12 protein-coding genes are annotated in these 13,886 nt (G+C 60.1%); 6 read left to right on the plus strand and 6 right to left on the minus strand.

All coding sequences use genetic code 11. The features are described from left to right. Nucleotides 1-6: 6 nt before the first annotated feature. A complete protein-coding gene (gene metH, locus ACTG27_RS14500) occupies nt 7-3,702 on the minus strand; it encodes a methionine synthase (RefSeq protein ID WP_439980526.1) in 3,696 nt (1,231 codons plus the stop codon). Between the two features lie 216 nt (nt 3,703-3,918). Here metH and ACTG27_RS14505 point away from each other — a divergent pair, with 216 nt between their 5' ends. Beyond that, a complete protein-coding gene (locus ACTG27_RS14505; protein WP_139438600.1) occupies nt 3,919-5,196 on the plus strand; it encodes a cation:proton antiporter in 1,278 nt (425 codons plus the stop codon). 505 nt (nt 5,197-5,701) lie between these two features. Continuing rightward, on the plus strand, nt 5,702-5,878 hold the full coding sequence (locus ACTG27_RS14510; protein WP_005340085.1) for a hypothetical protein: 177 nt from the start codon (nt 5,702-5,704) through the stop codon (nt 5,876-5,878). Nucleotides 5,879-6,031: 153 nt separating this feature from the next. Here the strand turns inward: ACTG27_RS14510 and ACTG27_RS14515 are convergent, their stop codons facing one another. Further along, the gene (locus tag ACTG27_RS14515; protein WP_421263114.1) at nt 6,032-6,529 is read right to left on the minus strand and encodes a GNAT family N-acetyltransferase; all 498 of its coding nucleotides are present in this window, start codon (nt 6,527-6,529) and stop codon (nt 6,032-6,034) included. Between the two features lie 130 nt (nt 6,530-6,659). Continuing rightward, nucleotides 6,660-7,481, minus strand: a complete 822-nt coding sequence (locus ACTG27_RS14520) for an HDOD domain-containing protein (RefSeq protein ID WP_019446506.1) — start codon at nt 7,479-7,481, stop codon at nt 6,660-6,662. Between the two features lie 169 nt (nt 7,482-7,650). On the opposite strand from ACTG27_RS14520, the gene ACTG27_RS14525 reads away from it, so the two are divergent. Next, entirely contained in the window at nt 7,651-7,917 is a 267-nt protein-coding gene (locus tag ACTG27_RS14525; protein ID WP_005348674.1) for a hypothetical protein, read from the plus strand. A 72-nt stretch (nt 7,918-7,989) separates the two neighbouring features. Here the strand turns inward: ACTG27_RS14525 and aphA are convergent, their stop codons facing one another. Beyond that, nucleotides 7,990-8,709: an acid phosphatase AphA gene (gene aphA, locus ACTG27_RS14530; protein WP_429072366.1), complete on the minus strand. Its 720-nt coding sequence runs from the start codon at nt 8,707-8,709 to the stop codon at nt 7,990-7,992. Between the two features lie 106 nt (nt 8,710-8,815). Continuing rightward, complete coding sequence (locus ACTG27_RS14535; RefSeq protein ID WP_019446503.1) at nt 8,816-9,490, minus strand: ATPase; 675 nt, start codon at nt 9,488-9,490, stop codon at nt 8,816-8,818. Between the two features lie 166 nt (nt 9,491-9,656). Between ACTG27_RS14535 and ACTG27_RS14540 the strand changes: the two genes are divergently transcribed. The 3 genes from ACTG27_RS14540 (at nt 9,657) to ACTG27_RS14550 (ending at nt 12,200) form a co-directional block, all read left to right on the plus strand. Further along, nucleotides 9,657-10,976 carry an MFS transporter gene (locus ACTG27_RS14540; RefSeq protein ID WP_019446502.1) on the plus strand — a complete coding sequence of 440 codons (1,320 nt, stop codon included), beginning with the start codon at nt 9,657-9,659 and terminating at the stop codon, nt 10,974-10,976. A gap of 138 nt (nt 10,977-11,114) precedes the next feature. Beyond that, nucleotides 11,115-11,837, plus strand: coding sequence for a MarC family NAAT transporter (locus ACTG27_RS14545; protein ID WP_236381783.1), 723 nt, complete (start codon nt 11,115-11,117; stop codon nt 11,835-11,837). Between the two features lie 159 nt (nt 11,838-11,996). Continuing rightward, nucleotides 11,997-12,200 carry a hypothetical protein gene (locus tag ACTG27_RS14550; RefSeq protein WP_005340062.1) on the plus strand — a complete coding sequence of 68 codons (204 nt, stop codon included), beginning with the start codon at nt 11,997-11,999 and terminating at the stop codon, nt 12,198-12,200. Between the two features lie 131 nt (nt 12,201-12,331). Here the strand turns inward: ACTG27_RS14550 and tldD are convergent, their stop codons facing one another. After that, complete coding sequence (tldD, locus tag ACTG27_RS14555; RefSeq protein ID WP_439979878.1) at nt 12,332-13,780, minus strand: metalloprotease TldD; 1,449 nt, start codon at nt 13,778-13,780, stop codon at nt 12,332-12,334. Nucleotides 13,781-13,886 lie beyond the last annotated feature (106 nt).

Genomic DNA, 13,886 nt, shown 5'->3' on the forward strand with positions numbered 1-13,886 from the left:
CGGAAATCAGTTCAGGTTTGGCCCCAACCAGCGCTCGGCCTCGGCCAGCGTCATCCCCTTGCGAACGGCGTAATCTTCCACCTGATCTTGCTGGATCTGTGCCACCGCGAAGTATTTGCTCTCGGGGTGGGAGAAGTACCAGCCCGACACCGCCGCCCCCGGCCACATGGCGTAGGATTCGGTGAGCTGCATGCCGATAGCCTGCTCGACATCCAGCAGTTCCCAGATGCTCCCCTTCTCGGTGTGCTCCGGGCAGGCCGGATAACCGGGGGCCGGACGGATGCCCTGATAGTTTTCGCGGATCAGCTCCTCGTTGCTGAGGGCCTCGTCGGGGGCATAACCCCAATGTACCTTGCGCACCTGCTCGTGCAGATACTCGGCAAAGGCTTCGGCCAGACGGTCGCACACCGCCTGAATAAGGATGGCGTTGTAGTCGTCATGCTGCGCCTTGTAGGCCTTGGCGATGGCCTCCTCACCGATGCCGCCGGTCACCGCGAAGGCACCGATCCAGTCGGGTTTGCCGCTCTCTTTCGGCGCCACATAGTCCGCCAGACAGTAGTTGGGGAAGCCCTGCTTCTCGCTCTGCTGGCGCAGGTGGTGCAACACCTTGATGACCTCGGTGCGGGACTCGTCGCTGTAGACCTCGATGCTGTCTCCTACCGCGTTGGCCGGGAACAGGCCGATCACCCCGGCGCAGCGCACGCTCTGATCCTTTTCCAGCTGGTCCAGCATGGCGTTGGCGTCGGCAAACAGCTTGGTCGCTTCCTCGCCGATGATCTCGTCCTCAAGGATGCGCGGATACTTGCCCGCCAGCTCCCAGCTGAGGAAGAACGGCGTCCAGTCGATGTAGGGGCGCAGCACCGAAATGGCCACATCTTCGAACTTCTGCACCCCGAGCTCGCGGGGCTTGGGCGGCTGGTAGCCAACCCAGTCCAGCTGATGCCGGTTGGCGCGGGCATGGGCCAGACTGACCGGGCGGGAGCGCGGCTGCTTGCGGGCATGCTGATCCCGAGCGATCTCGTACTCCTTGTCGATGCGGGCGACAAACGCCTCCTTGAGATCCGGACTAAGCAGGCTCTGGGCCACCCCTACCGCGCGGGAGGCGTTGGAGACATAGACCACAGGCTCCGAGTAGTTCTGCTCGATCTTCACCGCAGTGTGCGCCTTGGAAGTTGTGGCACCGCCGATCAAGAGCGGCAGCTTGAAGCCCTGACGCTCCATCTCTTTGGCCACGTGCACCATCTCGTCCAGCGACGGGGTAATGAGGCCCGACAACCCGATGATATCGGCGCCGACCTCACGCGCAGTCTTGAGAATGGTCTCGCAGGAGACCATGACCCCGAGGTCGACAATCTCGAAGTTGTTGCACTGCAGCACCACCCCGACGATGTTCTTGCCGATGTCGTGCACGTCCCCCTTCACGGTCGCCAGCACGATTTTGCCGTTGCTGGAGCCACCCGACTTTTCCGCCTCGATATAGGGCTGCAGATAGGCCACCGCCCGCTTCATCACCCGCGCCGATTTCACCACCTGCGGCAGGAACATCTTGCCGGCGCCGAACAGGTCGCCGACCACGTTCATGCCATCCATCAACGGCCCTTCGATGACGTGCAGCGGCTTCTCGGCCTGAGCACGCGCCTCCTCTGTATCCTCTTCGATAAAGTCGGTGATCCCCTTGACCAACGCGTGCTCCAGCCGCTTGCCCACCGGCCAGCTGCGCCACTCCTGATCCCGCGGATCCTCAGCCTGGGCACCGGCACCACGATACTTCTCGGCGATGGCCAGCAGCTCCTCGGTGGCGTTGTCATTGAGGTTGAGCACCACCGCCTCGACCTTCTCTTTCAGCTCCGCCGGAATGTCTTCATAGATGGCGAGCTGACCGGCGTTGACGATCCCCATGTCCATGCCGTTCTTGATGGCGTGGTAGAGGAAGACGGCGTGAATGGCTTCGCGCACCGGCTCGTTGCCGCGAAACGAAAACGAGACGTTGGAGACGCCGCCGGAGATCATGGCGTGGGGCAGATGCGTCTTGATGTCCTTCACCGCCTCGATGAAGTCCACCGCGTAGTTGTTGTGCTCGTCGATGCCGGTCGCTACCGCGAAGATGTTGGGATCGAAGATGATGTCTTCCGGCGGGAAACCGACCTGATCCACCAGGATCCGGTAGGCGCGCTGGCAGATCTCGAACTTGCGGGCGCGGGTATCGGCCTGACCCGCTTCATCGAACGCCATCACGATGACGGCGGCGCCGTAGCGGCGCAGCAGTTTCGCCTGCTGAATGAACTTCTCCTCCCCCTCTTTCATGGAGATGGAGTTGACCACCGGCTTGCCCTGCACGCACTTGAGGCCCGCTTCCAGCACCTCCCACTTGGAGGAGTCGATCATCACAGGCACCCGGGCGATGTCCGGCTCACCGGCGATGAGATTGAGGAAGCGCACCATGGCCGCTTCGGCGTCCAGCATCCCCTCGTCCATGTTGATGTCGATGATCTGGGCGCCGTTCTCTACCTGCTGCTTGGCAACATCGAGCGCCTCGTCGTAGAGCCCCTCCTTGATCAGCCGCTTGAACTTGGCCGAACCGGTAACGTTGGTGCGCTCCCCCACGTTCACGAACATGGATTCAGGGGTGATGATAAGGGGCTCGAGACCCGACAGACGACAGGCCACCGGCAGCTCGGGCAGCACGCGCGGCTTGATGCCCGCCACGGCGTCGGCCATGGCGCGAATATGGGTCGGGGTGGTGCCGCAGCAACCGCCGACCATGTTGAGAAAGCCGCTCTGGGCCCACTCGCGGATATGCTCAGCCATCTCACCCGCATCGAGATCGTACTCGCCAAACGCATTGGGCAGACCGGCGTTGGGGTGGGCACTGACATGGGTCTCGCTGATGCGCGACAGCTCCTCCACATACTGGCGAAGCTCGTCCGGCCCCAACGCACAGTTGAGGCCAAACGATACCGGTTTGACGTGGCGCAGGGAGTGGTAGAAGGCTTCGGTGGTCTGGCCGGAGAGGGTACGGCCGGAGGCATCGGTAATGGTGCCGGAGATCATCACCGGCAGGCTGTAACCCAGCTCCTCGAACACCCCTTCCACCGCGAAGGCGGCCGCCTTGGCGTTGAGGGTGTCGAAGATGGTCTCGATCAGGATGATATCGGCGCCGCCCTCGATCAGGGCATGGGTCGATTCGGTGTAGGCAGCCACCAGCTGGTCATAGGTGACGTTGCGCTTGCCGGGATCGTTCACATCCGGCGAGATGGAGGCGGTACGGTTGGTGGGGCCCAACACCCCAGCCACGAAACGCGGCTTGGCGGGATCTTTTGCCGTCCACTCGTCTGCCACGGCGCGGGCCAGACGGGCGGCTTCACGGTTGATCTCGGCCGAGAATTCTTCCATCTCGTAATCGGCCATGGCGATGCGGGTGGCGTTGAAGGTGTTGGTCTCGAGAATGTCGGCCCCGGCAGCACAATACTGCTCGTGGATCTCGCGGATCACCGCCGGACGGGTCAGCACCAGCAGATCGTTGTTGCCCTTGATGTCGGTATGCCAGTCAGCAAACCGCTCACCACGATAATCCGCCTCCCCCAGCTTGTAGCCCTGGATCATGGTGCCCATGGCCCCGTCGATGATCAGGATCCGCTCCCTGAGGCAGGCTTCCAGCTTCTTTGTTACGTCCGACTGCTTGCTCGGCTCTCTGCTCGACATTACGTTCGACACCGCGTGTTCCTCTTACATCCATGCAACTGCGTAAACAGCATCCTAACAGCAAACAAATAAAATGGAAATCTAGCCGTCTATCAGTCCAAATGCGCCACCATATACTCATTTATGGGTAATGAGTAACATAGGGCCCGAGAGTAACCTATGCCCGTCCTGCATAGGGATACGTGCTTGCTGTCTACCAACGAGAAAAAAATAACTATGAGCGTCTACTACACACTCTGTTTTCTGGCAGCGTTGGCGATTTTTATCGCCTTTGCCAACCAGTATGTTGTGAAGATCCAGACCACCATCGCCATTACTGCGGGCTCCATGCTGATCTCCGCACTGCTGGTGCTGTTTGGCAAACTGGGTTGGTTCAATCTGGAACCTCTTGCCGTCAAGACCATGGAGAGCATCGACTTCCAGAACTTCCTGCTGAAGGGGATTCTGGGCTTCCTGCTGTTCGCCGGTGGCCTTGGCATCAACCTCAAGGCACTGCGTAGCCAGAAGTGGGAGATCACCATTCTGGCCATCATTGCCACCCTGCTCTCCACCTTCCTCATCGGATACGGCTTCTGGTTTATCGCCAAGCTGCTGGGCTGGGAGTTGCCGCTGGTCTACTGCATGCTGTTCGGCGCGCTGATCTCCCCCACTGACCCGATTGCCGTACTGGCCATCGTCAAGAAGATGAAAGCGCCACCCCAGATCGCCATCCAGATCGAAGGGGAATCCCTGTTCAACGACGGTGTTGGCCTCGTCATCTTCGCTACCGTGTTTGCCGTCGCCTTTGGCGGTGTCGAGCCCACCTTCGGTAGCGTGGCCGGTCTGTTCCTGCACGAAGCCCTCGGTGGCATCCTGTTTGGCGCCGTGCTGGGCCTCATCGCTCACGTGATGATCAGCGCCACCGATGACGGTTCATTGGAGCTGCTGCTGACCCTCTGCATCCCGACCGCCGGTTTTGCCTTTGCCAACATGATCGGCGTCTCCGGCGCACTGGCCATGGTGGTCACCGGCATCATGATCGGCAACTGGACCCGTCACTCCGGCTTCTCCGAGCAGAGCAGCCATCACCTGGATCACTTCTGGGAGTTGATGGACCAGTTCCTCAACGCCCTGCTGTTCCTGCTGATCGGTCTGGCGCTGGTACTGCTGGATCTCGCCTGGCGTGACTGGATCCTGCTGGTCATTGCGGTGCCGCTCTGCCTGGGCGCCCGCTTTATCAGCGTGTCGCTGCCCTATGTGGCTTTCCGCCGATTCCGCAATTACAACACCTTCTCGGTGCGGATCCTCACCTGGGGTGGCCTGCGCGGTGGTCTGGCCATGGCGATGGCACTGGCACTCCCCTCCGGCGTCATGATGATCCCGGAACATGGCGTCGACCTGCGTCAGGTCATCCTGGTGATGACCTACTCGGTGGTGATGTTCTCCATCGTGGTGCAAGGCATGACCATCACCCCGATGATCACGGCTGCCAAGAAGGCCTGTAGCGACTACTGAGTCGGCCCACTGTGCTGATTGCAGAAGAGAGAGGGCTCCCGTCGGGAGCCCTCTTTTTATGGCGGATAGTTGCGAATATTTGCTGCTGATAGCGCCTTGATTACACAGAGGAAAAGCGTACTGACCTAAACATCGGCAAATTATTGTTTGCTTTTTATTCATTTCGAGGAGAGAATGCGCGCCGGCTAGTTAATCAGCCCTGTTTATGTTTGCCCTGCAATGCTTCACCTCACGATGAATCCTGCCAGTACCCGCATAACCTTCTTCTGATTTACTCGCCTTGAGAACCGTCAGGCTGTCTGCCTGCGTTGCCCGGCTCTCACGGTGCAGACCCGATCTGCCCACCCAATTTGATTTATGCATCAGCATATTCCTTGAAAGTGCAGACGCCCTTTAAGCGGGCTGGGTATTCCTGCGCGCTTGTCGTTCACCCAATCGACCGCGCCCATTGACCTGACATTTGCCAATACAAGGAGCAAACACCTAATTTATATAGAGAAATACCATGATGAAAGCAGTACAAACACACAAGCCCCTGCGTCGCAGCAAACCCATCAACCTGCCTGTGCAAGAGCACGACAATGATGCGTTTCTGATCCAGTTCAGCACCCGCTTCAGCGGCGGTTTCGCCATCTCCTGTGATGGTATCGCTGGCGAGTTCTCCATCGAAGACCTCAACTGATCCTGCCTGCCCTCCGGCTGCGCCCGATGCAGACAGGCCGCAACTCACGGCGGCCTCTTTGCTTCTCTCACGCCTTTAGCCAGACCCAGCCTCTTGCTTGTCACTCAGCCTGACAGCCACCTCGCCATTCGCTTCCCCGCTCACTGACCTTGATCACTGCTCCAACAGCAGGCACTCATCGGCATCTTCGCTCAATTTGACCAGTCGACTGTGCACCAGCCCCAGCTTGGCCAGCAGGCCGATGGATCGCTCGTTACCCGGAGTGACGATGGCAACTACCTGCCCGATCCCCAATCGGCTTTTGCCATCGGCAAGAGCGGCCTGCGCCGCTTCAATGGCGTAGCCCTGACCGCGATATTGCGGCAGGAAGGCGTAACCGATATCGACCTGCTCCAGGGTATCGCGCTTGATCAGACCGCATATACCGAGGCTGGCACCGTCCTCTTTGCGCTCCACCAGATAGAGGCCATGACCATAGCGGGCATAGCTGACTGCCGGCCCCTGCTGGATATACTCCTGCGCCTGTTCGAGGGTGCGAATGCCCCGATCACCGATGTAGCGATAGAAGTCACCGTCATTGAGCAGCTCAAGGATGAAGGGGGCGTCGGTGGCGATCATTTCGCGCAGGATCAGGCGGGAGGATGCAATCATGGCAAGGGCTCTCAAACGGAAAGTGAAGGGCAAAGAGTGCCCCGTCACTCCCGGGCTGGCAAGCCTGTGGCACCATCACTCATACAAAAGGGGCCGCAGTGCGACCCCTGACGAGATGGGAGAAACGGGCTCAGGCGGCCAGCAATCCGGCATAGCCATTACCCTGCTCGCGCAGCGCAGTGAACTGGGCGGCACAATCGGCCCAGCTCAGCCCCAGCGCATCTGCCACCTTGTGGGGCCACTCGGGTGGCGCCTCTTCCCCCACATCGGATTGCGCAGCCAGCACGATCGCCAGATGGATCAACCCGGCCTCGGGAGAGAACTCCTTGGCCAGCATGGGGTTATAGTGATACTCCACCGCATTGCTGATGGTCTCGGGGAACTTCCAGTAGCGTGCCATGGCCGCCCCGACCTGGGCATAGTTGAAGCCAACCACCAGCTCTTCCGCCTTGGCCCGTCCCTTGTGCAACTCCAGATCGTGGATGTGATGGACGGTGTTTTCCGGCAAGCCCACATGCATCACCAGTCGGCCGAGATCGTAGAGCAGGGCGCAGGTAAAGACCTCATCCCCCTTCATCCCCTTCTTCACCGCCAGACGACGGGCCAGCTCCGCCACATTGAAGACGCAGCCCCAGAAATGTTTGAGGTCAATGCCGGGCACCGCAGTGACCGATTCGGTGAGCCCGCAGGCCAGCACCATGTTGCGCACCATCGCCAATCCAAGCCGCACCGCGGCTTCATTGACGGTGCCGATCTGACGACTGCTGCCGAATTTGGCCGAGTTGGCCAGGCGCAGCAACTTGGCGGAGATGACAGGGTCCTTGTTGATCAACTTGCTGATCTTGAGCAGATCCGGATCCTTTTCATTGAAGGTCTGGATCAAATCGCGCATCACTTCCGGGATCTGGGGCAGTAGCTTGGGCTCGGCCAGCAGGGAATCTATCGTGGGCATAGGCGTGTCCATCCATGTTATCTGTGTTCCAACCTGTTTGCCTTGGCAAACTCCTCCTAATTATGGGTAACAAATGGCCTCCCCATCGGATTGTTTATTCTCTGGTCATTCAAGGTGTTAGTCACATTCGGGCTATACTGGCCGCCACATTCACTGTTGCGGATATCCCATGAACGACACTCAGGAATTTTTTGATGAAGACGCGCTGCTGGAGATGGTGGAGAACCAGCTCAACGATGGTCACCCGCCCCATGTGAAGGCGACTCTGATGCGACTGGTGATGAAGGGCACCCCGCGGGAAGAGGCGCTGCAATATATCGCCTGCGCCCTCGGGGCCGAGCTGATGGCGATGGAGGCCGATCAGGGCCCCTTCAATCTGACCCGTTACGGCGAGTTTCTCGACAGCCTGCCCGAGATGCCGTGGGCAGACGACTGACCCGAGCTGGATGACGGATGCAAAAAGGGCGGGTGCCAATGGCCCCGCCCTTTTGCATAGATCCGCTCCGGATCAGAACTGGGAGTTGACGATCACCTCTTCCCCCAGCGCCCCTGCCAACGGCAGTGGCCGATAGCTGGAGTTGGCGGCCCGCAGCAGACGAATGCCGCGAATGCCGACCTCCTGCGCCGCCTTGATATCCCCGTCGGCGTCGCCGTAGAAGAGCTTCATCTGCTTATCCTTGAGCCACTGCACCTTGGTGTTCTGGCCCGGCTGATCACCCGCGAAGATCACCGGATTGAGCTGGTCGGCCGGAATATTCATGGTCTGCTGCAGAGTCTGGCTCACGGTTTCGGTCTTGGTGGCCGAGCGACCGGTGACGAAATAGATGTGGTCACCGCGCTTGAGATGCATGGCGATGAGCGCCTTGCCCACCTCTTTCGGCATGCTGAACGCATCCCAGCCGTTATTCATCTTCTCCCAGAAGGCGGGGTTCTTCAGATAGCTCTCGTCGTTGGGCGAGAACTCCTGTTTGCCGCGATAGAAGCCCGGGCTGGAGAAGAGCAGGGTATCGTCGATATCAAACCCGACTGCCATTGGCGGCAGGCCATCCAGACTCTTGGCAATCTGCTCCACCGATACCCAGTGGATTGGCGCCTGCTGGGCCAGAGTGACGGTGGTGACACCGGCAGGGATAGGCTGAACGGTAGCGACTTGACCCGCCACGGCAGGCAGAGAGAGGGCGGCAGCCAGCAAGGAGGCAAGCAGCGCCGGACGATAGATGTGTTTCATAAGGCAGGTTGTCATCTTCAATCAAAAGAGGGGGCCAATAGTGCCCCCATCCCGCCTCTCAAATCTGTGAATACTCCAGCAAAAGGGAGCATTTGACGCCCGATAATTAATCTTCGATTGGCAGCAGATCGGTAAAGACAAAGCCGTCGCGCAGCACTGTCTCACCGACCCGAATGCCGAGCGGGCGGGAGAACATGGGGCCATCATAGGCCAGGGTGTGAAACTCGCCGTTCTCGCCGCACGGATCGACCCCCTCCGGCAGCGCCGCCAGCAGTGCCTCGTCAAAATCGTGGCCACCCAGGCTGGCATCCAGCTTGTTCGGGTCGAGAGCACTGATCCGCGCCTTCAACCCAGCGGCTACCATCTGCGGCGCCAGTTCACGGGTATTGCTGCCCCAGAGCGGGAACAGTGGTTCGATGCCTGTGCCTGCCAGCTGCTTTTCACGGTAGGCTCGCACATCCTCGAGGAACAAGTCGCCAAAGGCCATATGGCGGATCCCCTGTGCCACCACATCGGCGATAAAGCCGGTCATGATGCGGGCGTAATCCTCGTTGCTGCAGGGCCAGGGCAGATCGATGGTGATGAGGGGCAGCCCGACGCAGGCGGCCTGCTCGGTCAACAGCTGCTTGCGCACCCCGTGCATCGCCACCCGCTCGAATGCCTGATTGAGGGTAGTAAACAGCCCCACCACTTCGATGGCGGGATCTTGCCGCAACTGATGCAATGCCCATGCGCAATCCTTGCCGCTGCTCCAGGAGAGCAGTACCCGTTTCTTTTCCATCATTCCTCCGCCAGCGGGGCACTCGGATTGCCCCAAAAAGATGCAAGACAGTGTTGCGAATTGCGCGATTTACACACAAGAGGCAGGCAGCATACTCTCGATCACCTGTATATGCCCCTTGCACGGGGTGACAATAACTAAAAAAACCGATGGGAAACATACGGATATGACCACGACCACACAACAACATGATCACGCCCGCCCCCTCAATCGACAGGATTACAAAACCCTGAGTCTGGCTGCCCTCGGCGGTGCGCTGGAGTTTTACGACTTCATCATCTTCGTCTTCTTCGCCGTGGTCATCGGCGAGCTGTTCTTTCCGGCCGACATTCCTGAGTGGCTGCGCCAGTTCCAGACCTTCGGCATCTTCGCCGCCGGTTATCTGGCCCGCCCGCTCGGCGGCATCATCATGGCCCACTTTGGCGATCTCATCGGTCGCAAGCGGATGTTCACCCTCAGCATCATCATGATGGCGCTGCCGACCCTGTTGATCGGTCTGTTGCCGACTTATGCGGTACTCGGCATCGGCGCCCCCATCGCCCTGCTGGGACTGCGGATCCTGCAAGGCGCCGCCATCGGCGGTGAAGTGCCGGGCGCATGGGTGTTTGTCGCCGAGCACGTCCCTGCCCGTCGGGTCGGGGTCGCCTGCGGCACGCTCACGGCGGGATTGACGGCCGGCATCCTGCTCGGCTCCCTCATCGCGACTGCGGTCAACAAGAGCCTGACACCAGCCGAAGTGAGTGACTGGGGCTGGCGAGTGCCCTTCCTGCTGGGCGGTATCTTCGGCATCGTCGCCATGTACCTGCGGCGCTGGTTGCACGAAACCCCGGTCTTCGCCGAGATGAAAGCCAACAAGACCCTGGCTGACGAACTGCCCCTCAAGTCGGTGCTGCGCAACCACAAGAGCAGCGTGGTGGTCTCCATGCTGCTCACCTGGCTGCTCTCCGCCGGTATCGTGGTGGTGATCCTGATGACCCCCACCTATCTGCAGAAGGTCTATGGCATCAGCCCGGCTGACGCCCTGACCGCCAACTCGCTGGCCATCGTGGCCCTGACCCTCGGCTGCATCGTTTATGGTCGACTGATCGACCTGCTGGGCAGCGGTCTCACCTTCATGTTCGGCTCCCTGCTGCTGGCGGGCTCCAGCTATGCCTTCTATCACGGTCTGGCGGCCGGTACGAGCCAGCTGGTGCCGCTCTACATGCTGGCAGGCTTTGCGGTCGGGATCGTCGGCGCCGTGCCTTACGTGATGGTCAACGCCTTCCCGCCGGTGGTGCGCTTCTCCGGTCTGTCGTTCTCCTACAACGTGGCCTACGCCATCTTCGGTGGCCTCACCCCGATGGCGGTGACCCTCTGGATGAAGAGCGACATGCTGGCCCCCTCCCACTATGTGGTGAGCCTGTCTGTACTGGGGTTCGCCATCGGTCTCTGGCTCTGGTTCCAGCAACGGGCCATCCGGCAACAGCAAGCGCCGCAAGCGGCCTGACCCGAACAACAAGCCTCGGCATCTGCCGGGGCTTTTTTGTACTGCTTATGTTCAGTTTCACCAGCATAAGATAGCCTCCCTCTGGGGCCTGCCACCCGCGTCGCCCCATGACGTCCAACTCTTTATCCGAGGCTCAAGATGTTCTTTCAGGTCGTATTACTCACCTTGCTGGCGCTGCTGCCCATGGTCAACCCGCCCACCACGGCCACCCTGCTGCTGGGACTGAGCAAGGGGATGTCGCGCGAACACGTGCGCCGTCAGGTCAATCTGGCCGCCATCTATCTGTTCTGCACCCTCTGCATCACCTTCTTTATCGGATCCTCGATCCTGGATCTGTTCGGGATCTCCATTCCGGGCTTGCGCCTGGCCGGTGGCCTCATCATCGGCTTTATCGGCTTTCGCATGCTGTTCCCCGCCCCCAGCCAGCAAAGCGGGGTCGATATAAACCAGAGCATTGCCTTCGTACCGCTCACCATGCCGAGCATGTGCGGGCCGGGCACCATGGCGCTGGTAATAAGCGGTGCCGCCCAGATTGCCGAACTGCCTGACGAGTACAACCGCCTCACCATCTACGCCGGTGTGGTAACGGCGTTTGCCCTGATGAGCCTGATCAGCTGGGGAGTATTGAAGCTGGCGGATCCGGTCTGCAAGATCCTGGGCGCCACCGGCATCGACGCCATGACCCGCATCATGGGCTTCCTGCTGGTCTGCATGGGTATGCAGTTTTGCATCAACGGCATCAAGGAAGTGGCACAGGATCCGGTCTTCCACGGCGGCCAGACCGTGCAAACCGCGCCGACACTACCGCAGGCTTCCGGCACGTTTGATCAGTTGCCGCAGAAGCCCACCGGCTCTGATTGAAAACGGTATCAAAAAGTCCCTGACGATCTGCACTGATCTTGTTCCTGATCATGTTATTGACACACAAATGAGTTAGTTTGTTTTTCATACAGACTTTATTCAGATGGACGCTGATAGGTTTGTTGATGAATACCCACTCAACTTCAGGAGAGTATGCAGATGGACAAGATGCTGACCGAAATAGGGAGCCATAGCCTGTTTCACGAGTACCTGAACGTGGTTGGGATTGCGAGCCCATCCCTCGCCAAGATCGAGCAACGCTGGGAATATAAAGATCAGGAGCAACTGGTTGCCAAAATCCAGATCGACAAACAGGGTAACGCTCGCTATTTCATCGACGCCCGCGCCATATCCGTCAACTGATACCGAATAACCCGCTAGCCCCGGTCCAACGACCGGGGCTTTTTGTTGCCTGTGGCTCCCTGAATAGCAAAACCCCGGCAAGAGCCGGGGTTTGAATGCGTCGGGTTACGCTGCTGCGCGGCTAACCCAACCTACGAAGTGCCACCCACGGTGAGCTGGTCCAGTTTGAGGGTGGGCTGGCCGACACCGACCGGCACGCTCTGCCCCTCCTTGCCGCAGATGCCAACACCGCGATCCAGCGCAAGGTCGCTACCCACCATGGAGACCTGGCTCATCGCTTCTGGGCCGTTGCCGATCAGGGTCGCGCCCTTGATGGGGGCAGTGATCTTGCCATCCTCGATGAGGTAGGCCTCGGAGGCGGAGAAGACAAACTTGCCGGAGGTGATGTCCACCTGACCGCCACCGAAGTTGGGGGCATAAATGCCCTTCTTCACCGAGGCGATGATCTCGGCCGGATCGTACTGACCCGCCAGCATGTAGGTGTTGGTCATGCGTGGCATCGGCATGGCAGCGTAGGATTCGCGGCGCCCGTTGCCGGTGAGCGGCACCCCCATCAGGCGAGCGTTCTGCTTGTCTTGCAGATAACCCTTGAGAATACCGTTCTCGATCAGCACGTTGTAGCCACCCGGCGTCCCCTCGTCATCTATGCTGACGGAGCCACGCCGACCCGGCAGGGTGCCGTCATCGACGATGGTGCAGTGCTTGGAGGCCACCTGCTCGCCGATGCGACCGGCAAATGCGGAAGAGCCCTTGCGGTTGAAATCGCCCTCCAGACCGTGACCCACCGCCTCATGCAGCAGCACACCAGGCCAGCCGGCACCCAGCACCACCGGCATGGTGCCGGCTGGCGCGTCGATGGCTTCCAGATTGACCAGCGCCTGACGCACCGCTTCACGCACATAGCCAAAAGCGCGGCTCTCCAGCCCGTCCAGTTCGAGGAACCAGTCGTAACCAAAGCGGCCACCGCCACCGGCACTGCCACGCTCGCGGCGATCCCCCTTCTCGGCGATCACGGTCACCGACAGCCGCACCAGCGGACGCACATCAGCGGCCAGGGTGCCGTCGGTGGCGGCCACCAGCACCTCTTCGTAGACGCCGCTGATGGAGGCCATCACCTGATTGATGGCGGGATCCAGACTTCTGGCGAACTTGTCCATCTGCTCCAGTAGGGCGATCTTCTGGTGCTTGTCGAGGGTATGCAGCGGATCCATGGCCGGATAGAGCAGGTTCGCTTCGGTGCGAGTCCACGCCTTCACCTTGCCGTGAGCACCTGCTGCGGCGATGCCGCGAGCGGCAGTCACCGACTGTTGCAGCGCCAGCAGGCTCAGCTCGTCCGAGTAGGCGAAGCCGGTCTTCTCGCCGCTGACGGCGCGCACCCCGACCCCCTGATCGATGTTGTAGCTGCCATCCTTGACGATGCCATCTTCCAGCATCCAGGACTCGTGCCAGCTGCGCTGGAAATAGAGATCGCCGAACTCGACCTGATGGCTCATCAGGCTGCCGAGCAGCTGCTGCAGGCGCCCTTCGTCGATGTCATTCGGGGCCAACAGGGAGGCACTAACCTGGCTCAATAGACTCAATCTTCTTCTCCACTCTCGTAACGAGCTGTTTTAAATCGTCTTGCCGACGGGTTGGCGACAAGCCACACCATCACAACAAACGGGTATGCTCCAGCACGGGCAAACG

Source organism: Aeromonas sp. 97A (genome assembly GCF_051919185.1).
GTDB lineage: Bacteria > Pseudomonadota > Gammaproteobacteria > Enterobacterales > Aeromonadaceae > Aeromonas > Aeromonas veronii.